This is a genomic window from Micromonospora sp. NBC_01740 (genome assembly GCF_035920365.1).
In the GTDB taxonomy this organism is placed as follows: domain Bacteria; phylum Actinomycetota; class Actinomycetes; order Mycobacteriales; family Micromonosporaceae; genus Micromonospora; species Micromonospora reichwaldensis.
The window spans coordinates 2,210,718-2,227,959 of the sequence record NZ_CP109150.1 but is presented as its reverse complement, the minus strand read 5'-3'; the positions used below and the strand labels follow the sequence as shown (position 1 = coordinate 2,227,959).

Annotated in this window: 20 protein-coding genes; 8 read left to right on the top strand and 12 right to left on the bottom strand. The window is 73.1% G+C overall.

Going from position 1 to position 17,242, the window contains the following annotated elements; translation table 11 throughout:
* Window positions 1-26: 26 nt before the first annotated feature.
* From OG989_RS10760 to OG989_RS10720, 9 genes are all read right to left on the bottom strand, one after another.
* Window positions 27-893, bottom strand: coding sequence for a PHP domain-containing protein (locus OG989_RS10760; RefSeq protein ID WP_327030419.1), 867 nt, complete (start codon window positions 891-893; stop codon window positions 27-29).
* Between the two features lie 48 nt (window positions 894-941).
* Entirely contained in the window at window positions 942-2,159 is a 1,218-nt protein-coding gene (locus tag OG989_RS10755; RefSeq protein WP_151456759.1) for a hypothetical protein, read from the bottom strand.
* Window positions 2,160-2,215: 56 nt separating this feature from the next.
* Window positions 2,216-3,298 carry a SigE family RNA polymerase sigma factor gene (locus OG989_RS10750; RefSeq protein WP_327030418.1) on the bottom strand — a complete coding sequence of 361 codons (1,083 nt, stop codon included), beginning with the start codon at window positions 3,296-3,298 and terminating at the stop codon, window positions 2,216-2,218.
* 102 nt (window positions 3,299-3,400) lie between these two features.
* Window positions 3,401-4,276 (bottom strand): PH domain-containing protein, encoded by an 876-nt coding sequence (locus OG989_RS10745; RefSeq protein WP_132231592.1) that lies wholly within the window; start codon window positions 4,274-4,276, stop codon window positions 3,401-3,403.
* A 6-nt stretch (window positions 4,277-4,282) separates the two neighbouring features.
* Entirely contained in the window at window positions 4,283-4,441 is a 159-nt protein-coding gene (locus tag OG989_RS10740; protein WP_007455302.1) for a hypothetical protein, read from the bottom strand.
* 133 nt (window positions 4,442-4,574) lie between these two features.
* Window positions 4,575-5,276 carry a DUF6758 family protein gene (locus OG989_RS10735; protein WP_327030417.1) on the bottom strand — a complete coding sequence of 234 codons (702 nt, stop codon included), beginning with the start codon at window positions 5,274-5,276 and terminating at the stop codon, window positions 4,575-4,577.
* Window positions 5,277-5,420: 144 nt separating this feature from the next.
* Window positions 5,421-6,044, bottom strand: a complete 624-nt coding sequence (locus OG989_RS10730) for a TrmH family RNA methyltransferase (protein WP_151454945.1) — start codon at window positions 6,042-6,044, stop codon at window positions 5,421-5,423.
* Between the two features lie 115 nt (window positions 6,045-6,159).
* Window positions 6,160-6,687 carry a hypothetical protein gene (locus tag OG989_RS10725; RefSeq protein WP_327030416.1) on the bottom strand — a complete coding sequence of 176 codons (528 nt, stop codon included), beginning with the start codon at window positions 6,685-6,687 and terminating at the stop codon, window positions 6,160-6,162.
* Between the two features lie 62 nt (window positions 6,688-6,749).
* Window positions 6,750-7,265, bottom strand: a complete 516-nt coding sequence (locus tag OG989_RS10720; protein ID WP_132231598.1) for a MaoC family dehydratase — start codon at window positions 7,263-7,265, stop codon at window positions 6,750-6,752.
* Between the two features lie 549 nt (window positions 7,266-7,814).
* On the opposite strand from OG989_RS10720, the gene trxA reads away from it, so the two are divergent.
* The 3 genes from trxA to OG989_RS10705 all read left to right on the top strand — a co-directional run bounded on the left by trxA (window position 7,815) and on the right by OG989_RS10705 (window position 9,741).
* The gene (gene trxA, locus OG989_RS10715; RefSeq protein ID WP_151454943.1) at window positions 7,815-8,177 is read left to right on the top strand and encodes a thioredoxin; all 363 of its coding nucleotides are present in this window, start codon (window positions 7,815-7,817) and stop codon (window positions 8,175-8,177) included.
* A 218-nt stretch (window positions 8,178-8,395) separates the two neighbouring features.
* Window positions 8,396-8,836: a hypothetical protein gene (locus tag OG989_RS10710; protein WP_327030415.1), complete on the top strand. Its 441-nt coding sequence runs from the start codon at window positions 8,396-8,398 to the stop codon at window positions 8,834-8,836.
* Window positions 8,833-9,741, top strand: a complete 909-nt coding sequence (locus tag OG989_RS10705) for an HTTM domain-containing protein (RefSeq protein WP_151454941.1) — start codon at window positions 8,833-8,835, stop codon at window positions 9,739-9,741. The genes OG989_RS10710 and OG989_RS10705 overlap by 4 nt, the downstream gene beginning before the upstream one ends.
* Here OG989_RS10705 and OG989_RS10700 read toward each other — a convergent pair.
* Complete coding sequence (locus OG989_RS10700) at window positions 9,705-10,124, bottom strand: thiol-disulfide oxidoreductase DCC family protein (RefSeq protein WP_311410661.1); 420 nt, start codon at window positions 10,122-10,124, stop codon at window positions 9,705-9,707. The genes OG989_RS10705 and OG989_RS10700 overlap by 37 nt on opposite strands.
* A gap of 102 nt (window positions 10,125-10,226) precedes the next feature.
* Between OG989_RS10700 and OG989_RS10695 the strand changes: the two genes are divergently transcribed.
* The 4 genes from OG989_RS10695 to OG989_RS10680 all read left to right on the top strand — a co-directional run bounded on the left by OG989_RS10695 (window position 10,227) and on the right by OG989_RS10680 (window position 14,357).
* Window positions 10,227-12,296 carry an intein-containing Rv2578c family radical SAM protein gene (locus tag OG989_RS10695; protein WP_442791925.1) on the top strand — a complete coding sequence of 690 codons (2,070 nt, stop codon included), beginning with the start codon at window positions 10,227-10,229 and terminating at the stop codon, window positions 12,294-12,296.
* A gap of 23 nt (window positions 12,297-12,319) precedes the next feature.
* Window positions 12,320-13,048: a hypothetical protein gene (locus OG989_RS10690; protein ID WP_327030413.1), complete on the top strand. Its 729-nt coding sequence runs from the start codon at window positions 12,320-12,322 to the stop codon at window positions 13,046-13,048.
* Window positions 13,049-13,070: 22 nt separating this feature from the next.
* Window positions 13,071-13,478, top strand: coding sequence for a CoA-binding protein (locus OG989_RS10685; RefSeq protein WP_121396731.1), 408 nt, complete (start codon window positions 13,071-13,073; stop codon window positions 13,476-13,478).
* Between the two features lie 114 nt (window positions 13,479-13,592).
* Window positions 13,593-14,357: a hypothetical protein gene (locus OG989_RS10680; RefSeq protein WP_327030412.1), complete on the top strand. Its 765-nt coding sequence runs from the start codon at window positions 13,593-13,595 to the stop codon at window positions 14,355-14,357.
* 27 nt (window positions 14,358-14,384) lie between these two features.
* On the opposite strand, the gene OG989_RS10675 is transcribed toward OG989_RS10680, so the two are convergent.
* Window positions 14,385-15,581 (bottom strand): acyl-CoA dehydrogenase family protein, encoded by a 1,197-nt coding sequence (locus OG989_RS10675; RefSeq protein WP_327030411.1) that lies wholly within the window; start codon window positions 15,579-15,581, stop codon window positions 14,385-14,387.
* A gap of 174 nt (window positions 15,582-15,755) precedes the next feature.
* On the opposite strand from OG989_RS10675, the gene OG989_RS10670 reads away from it, so the two are divergent.
* Complete coding sequence (locus OG989_RS10670; protein ID WP_327030410.1) at window positions 15,756-16,301, top strand: DUF4190 domain-containing protein; 546 nt, start codon at window positions 15,756-15,758, stop codon at window positions 16,299-16,301.
* A gap of 10 nt (window positions 16,302-16,311) precedes the next feature.
* On the opposite strand, the gene OG989_RS10665 is transcribed toward OG989_RS10670, so the two are convergent.
* Window positions 16,312-17,217 carry an SDR family NAD(P)-dependent oxidoreductase gene (locus tag OG989_RS10665; protein ID WP_151454935.1) on the bottom strand — a complete coding sequence of 302 codons (906 nt, stop codon included), beginning with the start codon at window positions 17,215-17,217 and terminating at the stop codon, window positions 16,312-16,314.
* Between the last annotated feature and the right edge of the window lie 25 nt (window positions 17,218-17,242).

The following is a 17,242-nucleotide window of genomic DNA, read 5'->3' as shown; positions in this document are numbered from 1 at the left end:
CGCGCCGCCGGAGGCGGAAACGCGGATCAGCCGGAAGCGACCTCGGTCACTCCGCCCGCCTCGGCGACGATCCGCTCGTACGCCCCGGGATCGGTGGTGAACGCCCCGAGCCGGACGGTCTTGTGGGTGCCGTGGAAGTCCGACGAGCCGGTCACCAGCAGGCCCAGCTCGCCGGCCAGGGCCCGCACGTGCGCCCGCTCGGCCGCGGAGTGGTCCTCGTGGTCGACCTCCAGCCCCGCCAACCCGATCGCGGCCAGGTCGGCGATCAGCTCGTCGGGCGCGATCCGCCCCCGCCGGGTGGCCCGGGGGTGGGCGAAGACCGGCACACCGCCCGCCGCGCGGACGAGCCGGACCGCGCGGAAGACGTCGATGTCCGCCTTGGGCAGCCGGTAGCGCTCGCCCAGCCAGTCCGGCCCGAACGCCTCCGTCGTGGTGGCCACCAGGCCGGCCCGGATCAGCGCCTGCGCGATGTGCGGCCGGCCCACGGTTCCGCCGCCCGCGCCGGTCAGGATCTCCGGCCAGCTCACGTCGATCCCGTCGGCCCGCAGCAGCGCCACGATCCGCTCGCCCCGCTCCTCGCGGGCGGCCCGCACCCGGGCCAGCTCCGCGACGAGTTCCGGGGCGTCCGGATCGAAGAGGTACGCCAGCAGGTGCAGCGGCAGCGCGGGCTCCTCGCCGTACCACCGGCAGGAGAGCTCCGCGCCCCGGACCAGGCTGAGCCCGGCCGGCAGCGCCGCCAGGGCCGGCGCCCAGCCGGCCGTGGTGTCGTGGTCGGTGATCGCCACGACGTCGAGCCCCGACTCCGCCGCCGCCCGCACCAGCTCGGCCGGGCTGAGCGTGCCGTCGCTGGCGGTGGAGTGGGTGTGCAGGTCGATCCGCGGTGCCGCGCTCATCGGCCCGACGCTACCGGCCGGCGGCCCGCCCCGGGCGCGCGGGCGCGGTCAGGGACGGCGGTCGCCGCCCACCGGCACCACGCGTTCTCCGGCGGGCAGGCCGGCCACGGGCACGGACACGGCCACCTCGCCGTCGAGCACGCGGCTCACCTCGACGCGCACCAGGGCGCCGTCCGCGGCCGGGTAGTGGGCCGTCCCCTGCGGCGTCCACGCCACCGGCCCGGCCACGGGCGGACCGGCCGGGCGGGTCGCCGGTGCGGCGGCGAGCTGGTCCAGGTCGACCAGCAACGCGCGGTCCTGCCGGCCCGCCTTCCCGTTGACCAGGAGCCACCGCCCGTCGGCGGACACCCCGCCGGCTCCGGCGCCGGTCAGCGTCGGCCCGCATCCGGTCCGTACCGGTGCGAGGTTCCGGGCCGGGTCGAGCAGGGCGACACAGGGCCGGCGGGGAGTGCCGGCGGACACCAACGCGACCGCCAGCCCGTCCGGGCGGGTGCCGTAGACGTGCAGGGCGGCGTCGCCCGCGCCGCGCGGCGGACCCGCCGCCGGGCGCCACAGGGCGTGGCCGGGCCGGTCGGGGGCGAGGCGGACCAGGACCGTGTCCCCGGCGAAGGCGACCGGTACCGCGTCGGGCGACGCCGGGGTGCGGGCGGCGGCGACGACCTGGGTGCCGACGATGCCCGCGACGACCAGATCCGTCCCCTCCCGCCAGGCGACCTGCCGCGCGTCGGGGCTGAGGACGATGTCCCGGGCCCCGGCCAGGAGCAGGTGTGCCTTGCCGTCCGACAGCACGATCCACAGCGACCGGCCGGCCGCCGTCGGCGCGCCCACCACCGCCCACCCGGCCCGGTCGGGGAGCCGCTGGGCACGCTCGGCGGCCGTGCCCACGTCGGGCAGGGCGAGCCGCTGCCCGCCGGCGGTGACCAGCACGTCGTTGAGGATGAGGTCCACCTCGCCCCGCCCCAGGTCGGCCCGGGGAGCGGCCGACAGCTGCGGGGTCGGGTCCGGCAACGGCGAGGCGTACGGGTCACCGAGCACCACGGTCGGATGGGTGGGTCGCCCGGGCTGCTGCCCGAGCTGGGCCATTCCGGCGCTGACCGTCACGGTGGCCACCGCGGCGAGGGCGATCCCGGTCAACGTCCGCCGGCGCCGGGACCGGTCGGCCCGCCGGATCGCCAGTCCCGCCGGATCGGCGACGAGCGGACGCGCGACGGACACCCGGCGGGCGAACGTCTCCCGTACCGCCTGCGCCAGCTCGTCCTCGGTCACGGCGAATGGACGCGTCGGGCCTTCGGTCCGGTTGTCACCACGACCGACGGGACGGCTCACCGGTGCTCTCCGGAGCCGGCCGGTACGGCCGGGAGGGCGGCCTGCCGGCCGCGCTGCTCGTCACGGGCGGTACGCGACACCGCCCCGGCCCCGGCCCGCGCCCCCGAGGCGACGGGCACAGGATCGCCCGCCGACTCGTCGGTCAGCTCGGCGGCCGACGTGGCACGTCCGGCGTCCGGCGCCGGAGCAACGGTGGCCGGCTGCGCCGGAAGTCCGGTCGCGGCACCGCCCGGAGCGGCGGTGACGCCTCCCGACCGACCCGGGGCGATGGCGCCTCCCGACCTGCTCGGGGCGGCGGTGGTGGTGCCGTCCGGCCGGCCCGCCGTGGCCGGCGCGACGAGCGGCGACGGGGCGTTCGTCGCCGCGACCACGGCCGCCGCGTCCTCGCCCACCACCATCGTCGGCGCCCCGTAGGCCGTCGACGGGCGGATCGGCGCGCCGCCGCGGACCGGAGCGGGACGGTCGGTGCCGCCCTGCGCGGGAGCGGGGCGGTCGGCGCGATCGCGGGCGGGGGTGGGGCGGTCGGTGCCGTCGGCCCGGGGCAGGGCCGGGGTCGGGTCGGCCCCGGCCGACAGGTCGAGGACGGCCTCGGCGCCCATCCGGCGGCGCAGGGTGCCCAGGGCGCGCGACGTCTGGCTCTTGACCGTGCCCGGCGAGATGCCGAGCAGCGCGGCGGTCTGCGCCTCGGACATGTCCTCGTAGAAGCGCAGCACGAGCACCGCCCGCTGCCGGCTGGGCAGCGCGCTCAGGTGACGCCAGAGCAGGTCCCGGTCGAGCTGCTGCTCGATCTCGTCGACCCCGGCCCGCTCCGGCAGCACGTCGGTGGGGCGTTCACCGTGCCAGCGCCGCCGCCACCAGCTGGTCGAGGTATTGATCATGACGCGGCGGGCGTACGGCTCGATCGCCTCGATCCCGCCGAGCCGCTTCCAGGCCAGGTACGTCTTGGTCAACGCGGTCTGCAACAGGTCCTCGGCGGTGGCCCAGTCGCCGCTGAGCAGGTAGGCGGTGCGCAGCAGGGCGCCGGAGCGGGCCGCGACGAAGTCGCGGAACTCCTCCTCCAGGGGATCCCTGCTCACCATCGGCCACCTCCGCACCCCGTTGTCCTGGCAGGTTGCCATGCCCGGGGTGGTCGGGTCGACGGCGAATGGTGCGCAGTTCCTCCGATGTTCGGACGAAAAGTTTCACGCCCCGTCGTCGGCCTTGGCCTCGTCGGCCTCCTTGCCCAGCCGTGCCTCGACCGCCTGCGGCTCGTACATCTCCTCGACGACACGCAGGTAGAGCTCGTTGGGGTTGGGCAGGTTCTTGATCTCACGCAGCGCCTGCTCCTGACCGGCGGACTCCAGCACGAAGGTGCCGTAGTTGAGCGCCCTGCCGGTCGGGCTCTGCTCGTACTTCATGTCGGTGACCCGGACCAGGGGCATCATCGCGACCCGCCGGGTGATGATGCCGTTGACCACCATCACCCGCTTGTTCGTCAGGATGAAGCGGTCGTACCACCAGTCGGCGACCTTCCAGGCCACCCATCCCATCACGGCGAACCAGAGCAGCACCGCGATCGTGGTGAGCGCGCCCACGTCCTGCCCGGCGAGGAAGCCGGAGAGGTAGCCCAGCACGAAGGTGGCGGCGATGCCGACCAGCAGCGGGGTGGAGAGGTGGATCCAGTGCCGCTTCCACTCGCCCCGGTAGCGCTCGGTCGGGAAGAGGTAGCGCGCCACCAGCGAGCTGGGCTCGTCCTCCAACGGCAGCACCCGGCGGGGCGCCATGCCGGCGGCGTCGGCCCGCAGACCGGCCAGCTCGTCCTCGGAGATCTGCGGTGGCTGGTAGCCGGCCTCCGGGTCACGGACCCAGGCCCGACCGGACCGCCCCTCCCCTGCGTACGCCGGGCCGTCGCCGAAGCCGGCGTCGTCCGAGAGGGAGGGACCGTCGGAGAGACCCGGACCGGTGCCGTAGCCCGGCCCGTCGTCGGGGCCGATCCGGGGGATCGGCTCCGTGTCCCGCTCCCGGCGCTCCCGATCGGGATCGTCGGGATCGAAGGGTGGACCGGAGGGGTTTCCCATCGGCGGCTAGGCGACGAGGCTGGTGAAGAAGTCGCCGAACCCCTGGGCGATGTCCATGATCCCGCCGCCCAGTGACTTGAACACGTCCGCCGCAGAATTTGGCCGGTATGCGACGAAGAAGATCAAGAATGCGATTCCGGCCCAGGTGAGGACCTTCTTGACCATGGCGGGCCATCCTCTCGCGCGGCGCCGGGTCCCATTACCGCAGCGGCACCCAGAGTATCAGTGTGGTGTCGTACAGTGAATATCTGCGTCCGTTCTCCGACATTCCGGGATGCCTGTCAAGCCCTAGGGCCCGTCAAGCCTTCCCGTGCAGATACGGAGACGGTGCGCCGTACACGAGCTCGGGCGGTGTCCACTCGGTCAAGTCGTGCAACACGACTTCTTCCGCGAGGAGGTGACCCGCACTCGCCGGCCAGGCTATCGCATGGAGCCACAATCCCCGAGCCTCGCCGGCGTACGCGCTTCGATCCGTCGGGGAGTTCACGAGCCACAGTGGAGTCGGATGACCGGCCACCTTGATCCTGGCCTGCCCGACATGCTCCGGATGGCCCGGCCCGGGATCGGTCAACGCCTGCGCGAGTTCCGGGCCCGGATCCGGGCCGGCCAGACCCGCGAACCGGGTGCCCAGGCCGACGCCCGGCTCCTCGGCGACGAAGACCAGGTCCGCGGGACCCCCGCCGAGCGGCTCCGGCCCGGCGCAGGCGACCGCCGTGGCGCGCACCCCGGTGCGGTCGTCGCCGGCGTACGCCACGCCGGTCATGGTCCAGCCCGTCGGCAGCGGCCACGGGCACCACAGCGGCGTCCTCGGCCGGGTCGGCGGGTCGGCGGCGGCGACGATCCGTTCCACCACGCTGGCCACGATCTCGGTCCCGATGTGCTCGGGCACGTGCAGCGGGGAGACCGGCCCGCAGTCCAGGCAGCGCGACTCGGTGTGCATCAGGTCCGGCGCCCGCACCGGTCCACCACATTTGGGGCAACTCACCGCGACACTCACCATCCCACCGTCACCCCCACACGCCGCCCCGTCAAGCGGAGCGCCGGTTTCGGTGCCGCCGACCACCTCCCGGGGCGGGTCGGCTGAGGTCCCCCGGCGAGCCCGAGGCCGGCGAGCGACGGCAGGCAGCCCGGCGAGTGGCGGCGGTCAGTCCGGCGGCGGTCCGGCGTGCGTACGGATCCAGGCGTGCATGGCGATGCCGCTGGCCACGCCGGCGTTGATCGACCGGGTGGAGCCGTACTGGGCGATCGAGAAGAGCTGGTCGCAGGCGGCACGCGCCGGATCCGACAGGCCGGGGCCCTCCTGCCCGAACAGCAGGACGCAGCGCCGGGGCAGGGTGGTGGTCTCCAGTGGCCGGGAGCCGGGCAGGTTGTCGATGCCGACAACCGGCAACTCCCGTCCGGCCGCCCAGGCGACGAACTCCTCGATGGTCTCGTGGTGCCGGACGTGCTGGTAGCGGTCGGTCACCATGGCGCCGCGCCGGTTCCACCGCCGGCGGCCGACGACGTGCACCTCGGCGGCGAGGAAGGCGTTGGCGTTGCGGACGACCGTGCCGATGTTGAAGTCGTGCTGCCAGTTCTCGATCGCGACGTGGAAGTCGTGCCGCCGTCGGTCCAGGTCGGCCACCACGGCCTCGCGCCGCCAGTAGCGGTACCGGTCGACGACGTTGCGCCGGTCGCCCTCGGCGAGCAGCTCGGGGTCGTACCGCGGGTCGTCCGGTGGGTCCCCGGGCCACGGTCCCACGCCGACGTCGAGCTGGTCTCCGGTCACGGTCACGCAGGGTACGGCCCACGGACCCCGCCCCGGGTCGCGACCCCGGCGCGGCACCGGACCGGGCCGACGCGGATGGCACCGACAGGGCGGACGCCAGGTCGACCGGGGCGGTTCAGCGCAGCCCCAATGCGCCGCCGAGCCGGTCGAGGAAGCGGCGGTCGGCGGGGGCCGGCGGCAGCCCGGGGGCTCCGGCCGTCGCCGCCCTGCACACCCGGGCCGCCACCGACTGCACCCACTGCCGGTACGCGGCCGAGTCGGCGGGATCGGCCCGCCGCCGCAGCACCCGGGTCGCGGCGCGGCAGGCGGCGAGCAGGTCCACCACGTCGGTGAGGCGCTCGACGGGATCGCCCGCCCCGTCGTGCCGGGCGTAGATGGCGGCGACCACCGCGCGTACGAGATCGCTGTCGAAGGCCCGGCCGGCGGCGACCGCGCCCAGGCCGGCGAGCCCGGCGGCGACTCCCGGGTGGGGCCGTCCGGGGCCGGGCGCGGCGGCGGCCACGATCACGCGGCCGGGCAGGCTGGTCAGCAGGTCCCACTCGGCGGCGGAGTAGACGGCGGTGGTCAGCGGTGCGGCACGGCGGCCGGCAGAGGACGGCTCTCCGGCGACGGAGTGGCTCATGGGGACCTCCGGCGCCAGCATATGCCCCGGATCGGAAAAAGGGCCCCTACCACCCGGAACCCGGATGAGAAGGGGCCCGTCGGTCAGCGCGGCTCGGGGAAGCTGGGCCGTTCCGGGTCGACGCCCTCGGGCACCGCCGCCGTCGCGTACTCCTTCTTCGGGACCATCACCCGGCGGCGGAAGACGCACACCATCGTGCCGTCCTGGTTGTAGCCCCGGGTCTCCACGGAGACCACGCCCCGGTCGGGCTTGGAGGACGACTCGCGCTTGTCCAGCACGGTGGTCTCGCCGTAGATCGTGTCGCCGTGGAAGGTGGGCGCCACGTGCCGCAGGGACTCCACCTCGAGGTTCGCGATGGCCTTGCCGCTGACGTCGGGCACCGACATGCCCAGCAGCAGGGAGTAGATGTAGTTGCCGACCACCACGTTGCGCTTGAACTGGCTAGCCGTCTCGGCGTAGTGCGCGTCCATGTGCAGCGGGTGGTGGTTCATGGTGAGCAGGCAGAAGAGGTGGTCGTCGTACTCGGTGACCGTCTTGCCGGGCCAGTGCCGGTAGACCGCGCCGACCTCGAACTCCTCGTAGTAGCGGCCGAACTGCATCCTTGTCCCCTTCGACGGGCGGCGATGGAGTTCGGCACAGCATGCCTTATGGAGTGTTAAGGCGAGGTGCGGGGCGCGGGGCGTGCGGAAATGTCACATCCGCCACAACCGGGGGGAGACGCAATGAGCGGCGGGGCCCTCCCCGGCACCCGCCGCCCACGCTCTGATGCGGAAGATTCTGCCGTACGGGAAGGCGAACCGAACAGAGACGGAGGTCACATTTACCTTTTCGTAACACTACTGTGCGTGCTCGGTCGACCGGACCTCGGCGATCTCCGCACGCCGGATTGCCGCTTGTCAACCGCCTGATTGCTCATTCGTTCCGGTCAATCGTGTCGATCTCCCTGGAAACGCTCCCATCACGACCGGTCACGCAAATGCGTCGTGCACTTGCGTACCGCAACGGCGAGCAGGAACCATCGTCATCGATGTGAACGTGACCCGCGCAACGCCGTGACGAGCACGTTTCGGCGGAGACGGGCCGGGAATTCCACGAGGTACGCCCTGGTTCCACCAGACGTAGCTATTCCGCGCCGATCGGAGACTTTCATGGCAACCGTAGAGCTGACCACGGCAAACTTCGACGAGGTGACCGGCAGCGACGGCATCGTGCTGGTCGACTTCTGGGCCGACTGGTGCGGCCCGTGCAAGCGGTTCGCCCCGGTCTACGAGCGCTCCTCCGACAAGCACTCCGAGATCGTGTTCGGCAAGGTCGACACCGAGGCGCAGCAGGAGCTGGCCGCCAAGTTCGACGTCCGCTCGATCCCGACCATCATGGCGATCCGCGACGGCGTCATCGTCTTCGCCCAGCCCGGCGCCCTCCCCGAGTCCGCCCTGGAGAACCTGATCGAGCAGGTCCAGGCCCTCGACATGGACGACGTCCGCGAGAAGCTGGCCGGACACAGCCACTGAGCCGCAGCGCTCCACGACGGCCGGACCCCGACGGGCCCGGCCGTCGGCGTACACCCGCCGGGTGACGGGGAGCGGCCGGCACCCGCACCTCCGCCATGCGCCCGTGGAGACGTCTCCGCCATGCGCCCGAGACGCGGCAGCCCTGGCCCGCCGGCCAGCGGGAAGTGGCCGTCGGAGGGAGCCGAGGCGGGCGGTACATCCCGTATCGTCACGACCCGATGGAAACCTTGACCACCCGCGGTCGCGCCGTCCGGCTCGCCGTCACCGCCCTCGGCCTGGCCGTCCTGGTGGCCGGCACCGCCTGGGGCACCGACGACCACTTCCCGTTCGGCCCGTTCCGGATGTACTCCACGTCCAACCCGCCGAACTCCCCCGCCCCGGACACCCGCGTCGAGGGCGTGGACAGCAGCGGAGCGGTCGTCGACCTGGGCGAGCGGGCCACCGGCATCCGCCGGGCCGAGATCGAGGGCCAGCAGAGCCGCTACGCCGCCGACCCCACGCTGCTCGCCGAGGTCGCCGACGCGTACGCCGAGCGCCACCCGGAGGCGGCGGAGCTGGTCGAGGTCCGCATCGTCATCCGTTGGCACGGCATCCGCGACGGGCGACCCACCGGCCGCTGGACCGACGAGACCGTGGTCGCCTGGCAGGCGGACCGATGAGCCGCTGGTTGACCGAGGCGGTGCCCCGCGGCCGGGTGGCCGCCTTCCGCACGCTGATCTACCTCTTCGTCGCCGCCGACCTGGTCGTCTTCACGCCCTGGGTACGCACCCGGGTGGCGGTGCCCGGCGAGCTCTACCAGCCGCTGCTGGTCGGTCGGGTGCTGCCCCTGCCGACGCCGACCCAGACGCTGGTCACCGTCGTCTTCTGGGCCCTGCTGCTGCTCGCCCTGCTCGCCGCGACCGGCCGGGCACCACGCCTGCTCGGCTGGGCGGTCTTCGCGCTCTACTTCGAGTGGATGATCGTCGCGATGAGCTACGGCAAGGTCGACCACGACCGGTTCGGCCTGCTCGTCGCGCTGGCCGTGCTGCCCACCGCCGGCCGGGCCCGGCACGGCGACACCACCCGCACCGAGGCGGGCGGATGGGCGCTACGGGTCACCCAGATCGCGGTCATCTGCACGTACTTCCTGGCCGCCTGGGCCAAGCTGCGCTTCGGCGGACTGGACTGGCTGACCGGCTCGGTGCTGGCCCGGGCGATCCTCCGGCGCGGCACCGAGCTGGCCGACCTGGTCGCCTCGGTGCCGTATCTGCTGATCGTCGCCCAGTTCGGCATCGTCGCGTTCGAGCTGTTCAGCCCGGTGGTGTTCCTGCTCAAGGAACGCTGGCGGCTGGCCACGGTGGGCTTCTTCTACTCGTTCCACCTGGTCACCGTCGCGACCATCACGATCTCGTTCGCCCCGCACCTGGCGGCGATGACCAGCTTCCTGCCGCTGGAGCGGGTCCGGCCGGTGGTCTGGGCGCGCCGGCTGCTCACCCGCCGGGGACGGGACACCGCAGCGCCCGCCGGCGCCGCGCCGGCACTCGCGGGTCAGGCGTCGGCGGCCGGGCGACCGGACGGTCCGTAGAGGCGCTCCCGCGCCTCCTGCGGCAGCGCGCAGGCGGCCGTGCCGCCGGGGAGCCGGTGCCGGTTCCGGGCCACCCAGCGGTACGCGGGCCAGGCGGCGGCGCGTACCGGCGGGAAGGCGAGGCCGGCGCCCGCGACCCGCCAGAGCGGACCGCTGTCGCGGAGCAGCCTGGCGATGGCATCCGGACCGGCCGCGCGGGACCCGTCGGCGCCCACCCACTGCACCGCCTCCTCGCACTCGGCCTCGCTCAGGCCCAGCGCGTCGAGGTCGGCGAACTGCCACGGCACCACCCGCACGCCCGTCGGGATGCGCCGGTCGATGAACTCGGCGCACCGGGTGCAGAACGCGCAGTCCCCGTCGTAGACGAACGTCGACCTCTCCATGCCCTCCATCCTCCACCCGCCGGGCGCGTGCGGTGCCGCGAGGTGGGCGGGAACACCGCGGGTCGCTTGCGTTCCGCTCGTACGCGTGTTCGAATGAGGGCCATGCGCTGGGACAACCTCGCCGCTCCCCCGGACGAGGGAGTCCCCGACCGGGCAGCGCCGGCGACACCACCCCTGCCGCTGGCGCTGCCCGGAGCGGTCGCCCGCACCTTCGACACGCCGGGCTTCGCCGGCATGACGTTCTACGAGGTGCAGGCCAAGTCGATCATCAACAAGGTGCCCGGCACGTCCCGGGTCCCGTTCGAGTGGACGATCAACCCCTACCGCGGCTGCTCCCATGCGTGCGTCTACTGCCTCTCGGGCGAGACGCCGATCCTCATGGCCGACGGGCGCACGAAGCCGATCAGCAAACTGGAGATCGGTGACCGGATCTACGGCACGCAGCGTCGTGGTGCCTACCGTCGCTACGTCGTCACCACGGTCCTGGCCAAATGGTCGACCGTGAAGCCGGCCTACCGGGTCACCCTGGAGGACGGCACGACGCTGATCGCCAGCGGTGACCACCGGTTCCTCTCCGAGCGCGGCTGGAAACACGTGACCGGCGCGATGAACGGCGCGGGGCAACGCCCCTATCTGACGACGAACAACCGCCTGATCGGCACCGGCCGCTTCGCCACTGGCCCCAAGGACTCGGCCGACTACCGGCAGGGCTACCTCTGCGGGATGATCCGTGGTGACGCGAACCTCGGCACCTACGGCTATTCCTACGGGGTGGTGCACCGGTTCCGCCTGGCGCTCGCCGACGAGGAGGCGCTGGGTCGCACGAAGCGCTTCCTCGTCAGTGCCGGGGTGGAGACGGACAGCTTCGCGTACACCCCGGCAAGTGCGACGCGACGCGCCATCTCCGCGATCCGGACGTCCCGGCAGCGCTCGATCGAGGCCATCACCGCGCTGGTGCGGTGGCCCGACGATCCCACCGACGACTGGCGGCTGGGCTTCCTGGCAGGGATCTTCGACGCAGAGGGCAGTTGCAGCCAGGGCGTTCTCCGGATCAGCAACAGCAGCAACGAGATCCTCGACCAGACGTCGGCGGCGCTGAGCCACTTCGGCTTTACGAGCGTGGTCGAAGATCCAGGCCGCGCGAACCGCGTACGTAACATTCGGCTGACCGGCGGGCTACGCGAACGGCTACGGTTCTTCCACCTGACCGACCCGGCCATCACCCGGAAGCGGTCGATCGACGGTGCGGCGCTGAAATGCCAGGCGGCGCTCCGGGTGGTCGGCATCGAGCCCCTCGGGCTGGAACTGCCCCTCTGGGACATCACGACCGGCACCGGCGACTTCATCGCCGACGGCGTCGTGAGTCACAACTGCTTTGCACGGAACACGCACACCTACCTCGACCTCGATGCCGGGGAGGACTTCGACCGGAAGGTCATCGTCAAGGTCAACGCCGGTGAGCTGGTCCGGCGGGAGCTGGCCGCGCCGCGCTGGCGGGGCGCGCACGTCGCGATGGGCACCAACGTCGACTGCTACCAGCGGGCCGAGGGGCGCTACCAGCTCATGCCGCAGATCATCGCGGCGCTGCGCGACTTCGCGAACCCGTTCTCGATCCTCACCAAGGGCACGCTGATCCTGCGTGACCTGCCGCTGCTGCGCCAGGCCGCCGAGGTCACCCGGGTCGGCGTGTCGTACTCGGTGGGCTTCGTCGACGAGCGGCTCTGGCGGGCGGTGGAGCCGGGCACCCCCAGCCCGAGGCGGCGGCTCGACGCCGTACGGGCGCTGGCCGACGCCGGCTTCGACGTCGGCGTGCTGATGGCGCCGATCCTGCCCGGGCTCAGCGACGACGACGAGTCGATCGACGCGACCGTGGCGGCCATCGCCGCCGCCGGGGCGACCAGCGCGACGCCGCTGGCGCTGCACCTGCGCCCAGGTGCCCGGGAGTGGTACGCGCGCTGGCTGGGCCGCGAGTTCCCGCACCTGGTCCCCCGCTACCGCGAGCTCTACCGCTCCGGCGCGTACGCCCCGCAGTCCTACCAGCGGGAACTGACGGCGCGGGTGCGCATCGCGGCGCGCCGGCACGGGCTGCCCCGGGGCGAGCGCGGCGAGGACCACCGCCGCACCGGACCGGCGCCCGCGCCGCCGCCCGCCGAGCAGCTCACCCTCCTGTAGACGGCTGCCGATACGCTGCCGGCGTGCGGGAGACGATTGTCCGGGCGCTCCGCCGGCCGCGGGTGGCGGTGGCGGTCGCGCTGGCCGCCGGAGTGCTCTGGGGCGTTGCGGCCGGCTGGGCGCGACGCACGGACGGTCCGGCCGCCCTGCTCACGCTGTTGCCGCTGGTCGCGCTGCTGTTGAGTCTGATGCGCGTCTTCGGGCGGCCCGGTGCCGCCGAGTTGCGGGTGGACGAGCGGGAGCAGGCCTTCTTCGGCCCGCCCAGGGGCCGGGTGAGCTACCGCTGGGTCCTCCTCGCCTTCCTCGCCTACACGACGACCTACCAGCTCAGCTCGGGTCAGGACGGGATGTGGTGGCTCTACCCGAGCATCACCGGCCCGTTCGCCGTTCTGCTGTCGGTCGCCCTCTGGCGCCGGGTGCCGACAGTCGCGCTGACCCCGGCCGGAATCACCGCCGGTGACCCGCTGCGGCACACCTCCGTACCGTGGGAGGCCCTGGACCCGGCGGCTGCGGGCGGGCCGTCCCGGCAGTCCGGCTTCCAGCGGCTGCCGGTGCGCAGCCGTGACCTGGTCCGGCAACGAGGGCTTGCCTCGCGCCGCCACGTCGTCGTCGAGACCGGCGAGCTGGATGTCGCGCCGGAGCTGCTGGCCGGGGCGATCCAGCACTACGCCGCGTATCCCGAGCACCGCGCGGCGATCGGCACGCCCGAGGAGTACGCCCGGCTGCGTCACGTGCTCGCGGGCGGCGGCTGAGCGGCGGGGTTAGAGTCGGCGGGTGCGCTCCGCTCAGCAGATCCTCGCCGACTCCGCCGTGATCGCCGTCGTGGGCGCGTCCCGCGACCCGCGCAAGGCCGCGCACAGCGTGCCGTTGCAGATGCAGCGGTACGGCTGGCGGATCATCCCGGTGAACCCGACGGCCGATGAACTCTTCGGCGAGCGGGTCTACCGGTCCCTGGCCGACATCCCGCACCCGGTCGACCTGGTCGACGTGTTCCGGCCGGCGCAGGACGCGGTCGACGTGGTGCGCGAGGCGGTGGCGATCGGCGCTCCGGCGGTCTGGTTGCAGCTCGGCATCGTCTCGGCCGAGGCGCGGCGGATCGCCACGGAGGCGGGCGTCGACTACGTCGAGGATCGTTGCCTGATCGTCGAGCGCGCCGCCGCCGGCCTGACCCGGCTGGGCTGACCGGGTTCGGGAAGTCCCGGCACGGCGGTCGGTCCCGTCCGCCGTGGCGGTTGCACGAGTCGGCTGGGCGGTTGGTCGGGCCCGTACGTTGTCGACGGCTCGTACCCTGCGGTCATGTCTGTCCGCCTGTCCGGCCGGCTGCCGAAGCGCGACGACGGGCTCTGGTCCCGCCGGCTGCTGGCCGCGACGGTGGCCGCAATGGTGGCGGTGCCGATGGCCGCCGCGCTGTTCCGGGTTCCCCGGTTCGATCCCGATGTCTGTGTCTTCTGGCTCTTCGTCGGTGTGACCGCGCTGCTGCGGCGGTGGTGTCCGCGGCAGGACGCCCGGCTTATCTGGCGGGAACGGGTGGCCGGCGTGGACGGGACGGAGCCCGGTCTGGTCGCTCGGCGGTCCCTGGCCGGCTGGGTCGACCTCGTCACCGCGCTGGCCTGGGCGACGGCGGTGATGCTGGTGGTGACGATGGCGCTGCCCGCCGACCCGCAGTGGGCCCGGGTCGTCCGGCTGGTGCTCCTGGTCGCGGTGGCGGCGGCGGGCGGCCTCGTCGCCTATTTCGGCATGCGGTTCACCGGGCGGCTGGCGCTGACGGCGAGTGGGATCCGGCACGGCCGCCGGCGGTACGACTGGTCCAACATCGACCGGGTGAGCCTGCACCGGGAGGACGGCCGGCTCGCCGGAGTGCGGCTGCGGCCGAGGGTGTGGCGGTCGCTGGAGCCGGCGCCGGTGGTCGGCGGCCGTGACGTGGCGGTGCCGGAGCAACGCCTGGCCGCCGCGATCGAGGCGTACCGGGAACGACCGCAGGTGCTGGCGGCGGGGCCGGTCACCGCACCGGAGCCCGCCGCCGGCGCCGACGTGTCAGGAAGGGCACCTTCCGCTACCTGAGGCGTCAGGAGGGTGCCCTTCCTTGCGTCAGAGCTTGTACTGCTTGAGCAGGCCGCGGGAGATGATCGTCTTCTGGATCTCCGAGGTGCCCTCGCCGATGAGCAGGAACGGGGCCTCCCGCATCAGCCGCTCGATCTCGTACTCCTTGGAGTAGCCGTAGCCGCCGTGGATGCGGAACGCCTCCTGGACGACCTCGGCGCAGTACTCCGAGGCGAGCAGCTTGGCCATGCCGGCCTCGACGTCGTTGCGCTGGCCGGCGTCCTTGAGCCGGGCGGCGTTGACCATGAGCGCGTGGGCCGCCTCGATCTTGGTGCCCATCTCGGCGAGCTTGAAGGCGATCGCCTGGTGCTTCGCGAGCGGCTGGCCGAAGGTGTGGCGCTGCTGGGCGTACGCGACGGCGAGTTCGAAGGCGCGGATGGAGATGCCGCAGGCGCGGGCGGCCACGTTGACCCGGCCGACCTCGATGCCGTCCATCATCTGGTAGAAGCCGCGGCCGACCTTCTCCGCGCCGCCGAGGACGGCGGACTCTCCGACGGTGACCCCGTCGAGCACCATCTCGGTGGTCTCGACGCCTTTGTAACCCATCTTGTCGATCTTGCCGGGGATGGTCAGGCCTGGCGCGGTCTCGCCGAAGCCGGGCTCCTTCTCCAGCAGGAAGGTGCTCATGTTGCCGTAGACGGAGTCGGCGCCCGTGTCGGTCTTGACCAGGGTCGCCACCACCGACGAGTACGCCCCGTTGGTCAGCCACATCTTCTGGCCGTTGATGACGTACCGGTCGCCGTCGCGGACGGCCTTCGACTTGATCGCGGAGACGTCGGAGCCACACTCGGGCTCGGACATCGAGAAGGCGCCGCGCACCTCGCCGGTCGCCATCTTCGGCAGCAGCCGGGCCTTCTGCTCGGCGGAGCCGTGCTGGGAGATCAGGTACGCGACGATGAAGTGGGTGTTGACGATGCCGGAGATCGACATCCAGCCCCGCGACAGCTCCTCGACCACCAGCGCGTAGGTGAGCAGGGACTCGCCGAGCCCGCCGTACTCCTCGTCGATGGTGAGACCGAAGAGGCCCATCTCGCGCATCCCGTCGAGGATGTCGCTCGGGTACTCGTCGGCGTGCTCCAGCCGCTGCGCGTGCGGGATGATCTCCTTGTCGGCGAACTCCCGGACGGTCTCCAGGATCGACCGCTGCACATCGGTCAGGCCGGGCGTCTGGGCGAGTCGGGCCATCTCAGCCTCCGGGGGTCGGCGCCTTACTCATGGGTAACTGAACGCTTCGTCAGTATTGGCCGCACGGCGGTCGAGGCCAAGGTGACCAGTCCACACAACCGCTGTGAAAAGGTTCACCGCTGCGGGTAGCGTCCGGCAAGAGGGGACGCGATCCGCCACCGGCAGGAGGAGACCGTGAGCCAGCCACCGTCGTCGGGGCCGCCCGATCCGGACCGGTCGCCGTCACCCTGGGAGCCCCCGCCGGGGCACGATCCGTCGAGCTACGAGCCCCCACCGGAGCCACCGTCGTACGGGCCGCCGTCCTACGAGCAGCCGTCCTACGAACCACCGTCCTACGAGCCGGCCCACCAGCAGCCCGCGTACGGGCAGCCCAGCTACGAGCAGCCCGGCGAACCGCCGCACGGGCAGCAGTGGGGGCACCAGCCCCCGTACACCCCGCAGACGCCCTACGGGCAGTACGGCCCGCCGTCCGGTCCCCGGGCCGGCGGGACGAACGTGCTCGCCATCCTCTCGCTGGTCTTCGCGTTCGTCTTCTCCCCGATCGGCATCGTCCTCGGGCACCTGGCCAAGCGGCAGATCCGTACGACGGGCGAGGAGGGCGACCAGCTCGCCACGTGGGGCCTCATCCTCAGCTACGTCATCACCGGGCTCGGCGTGCTGGCCTGCTGCGGCTGGATCGCGCTGATCGCCCTCGCCGGCAACAACGGCCCCAACTACTGAGCCCCGCAGATCAGCGGAACTCGGCCTCACGGACGCTGTTGCCGCCGTCCACCACCAGCATCTGCCCGGTGATGTACGAGGCGGCCGGCGAGCAGAGGAAGACGATCGCCGCGGCCACCTCGTCCGGCGTGCCGGGGCGGCCGACCGGGGTGCCGAGGCCCTGCCGGATCTCCGCCACCGTGGAGGCCGCGGTGTGGATGGTGCCCGGCGCGACGGCGTTCACGGTCACCCCGTCGGCGATCATCTCCATCGCCAGCGCCCGGGTCAGCCCGACCACGCCCGCCTTGGCCGCCGCGTAGGCCGCCTCGGTGGGCAGGGCGTTGACCGGCCCGGCGGTGGCCGACAGGTTGACGATCCGGCCCCAGCCCCGCTCGGCCATGCCGCCGATGAAGGCCCGGCTGCACAGGAACGCGGTGGTGAGGTTGCGGTCGATCTCACCGCGCCACTCGTCGTAGCTGAGCTGGGCGACCGGGCGCAGCACCTCGGGGCTGGCCCGGCTGGCCAGGCCCGCGTTGTTGACCAGCACCTCGACGTCCCCGAGCTGCTCGGCGACCGCGTCGGCGAGCGCGCCCACCTCCGACTCGTCGGTGAGGTCGGCGACGAAGCCGGTCACGCCCAGCTCGCCGGCCCGGTCGTGGATGCGTCGGGTGGTGGAGACGATGGCCACCCGGGCGCCGAGGTCGGCCAGCCGGCGGGCCGTCGCGTACCCGATGCCGTCCGGGCTGCCCGCCCCGGTGACCAGGGCGACCTTCCCGTCGAGGCGCATGGTCACCGGGTCCGGCAGCGGCGCGGGCTCGTCGATGCCGGCGGTGCCCGGCTGGGCGGCGGCGCGGGTGCGCCGGGCCACGCCGGGGCGGCTCGCGTCCCGTCTCGGTCGGCTGCCGGAGCGGTCCGCGGCTCGCGCGTCAATCACCATGCCAGGATCCTGCCCGCTTCCTCCG

Coding starts and splice junctions, on each gene's coding strand:
- OG989_RS10760 (WP_327030419.1), bottom strand. CDS start 893: ATGAGCGCGGCACCGCGGATCGACCTGCACACCCACTCCACCGCCAGC.
- OG989_RS10750 (WP_327030418.1), bottom strand. CDS start 3,298: ATGGTGAGCAGGGATCCCCTGGAGGAGGAGTTCCGCGACTTCGTCGCG.
- OG989_RS10745 (WP_132231592.1), bottom strand. CDS start 4,276: ATGGGAAACCCCTCCGGTCCACCCTTCGATCCCGACGATCCCGATCGG.
- OG989_RS10740 (WP_007455302.1), bottom strand. CDS start 4,441: ATGGTCAAGAAGGTCCTCACCTGGGCCGGAATCGCATTCTTGATCTTC.
- OG989_RS10735 (WP_327030417.1), bottom strand. CDS start 5,276: ATGGTGAGTGTCGCGGTGAGTTGCCCCAAATGTGGTGGACCGGTGCGG.
- OG989_RS10725 (WP_327030416.1), bottom strand. CDS start 6,687: ATGCTGGCGCCGGAGGTCCCCATGAGCCACTCCGTCGCCGGAGAGCCG.
- OG989_RS10720 (WP_132231598.1), bottom strand. CDS start 7,265: ATGCAGTTCGGCCGCTACTACGAGGAGTTCGAGGTCGGCGCGGTCTAC.
- trxA (WP_151454943.1), top strand. CDS start 7,815: ATGGCAACCGTAGAGCTGACCACGGCAAACTTCGACGAGGTGACCGGC.
- OG989_RS10710 (WP_327030415.1), top strand. CDS start 8,396: ATGGAAACCTTGACCACCCGCGGTCGCGCCGTCCGGCTCGCCGTCACC.
- OG989_RS10705 (WP_151454941.1), top strand. CDS start 8,833: ATGAGCCGCTGGTTGACCGAGGCGGTGCCCCGCGGCCGGGTGGCCGCC.
- OG989_RS10700 (WP_311410661.1), bottom strand. CDS start 10,124: ATGGAGAGGTCGACGTTCGTCTACGACGGGGACTGCGCGTTCTGCACC.
- OG989_RS10695 (WP_442791925.1), top strand. CDS start 10,227: ATGCGCTGGGACAACCTCGCCGCTCCCCCGGACGAGGGAGTCCCCGAC.
- OG989_RS10680 (WP_327030412.1), top strand. CDS start 13,593: ATGTCTGTCCGCCTGTCCGGCCGGCTGCCGAAGCGCGACGACGGGCTC.
- OG989_RS10675 (WP_327030411.1), bottom strand. CDS start 15,581: ATGGCCCGACTCGCCCAGACGCCCGGCCTGACCGATGTGCAGCGGTCG.
- OG989_RS10665 (WP_151454935.1), bottom strand. CDS start 17,217: ATGGTGATTGACGCGCGAGCCGCGGACCGCTCCGGCAGCCGACCGAGA.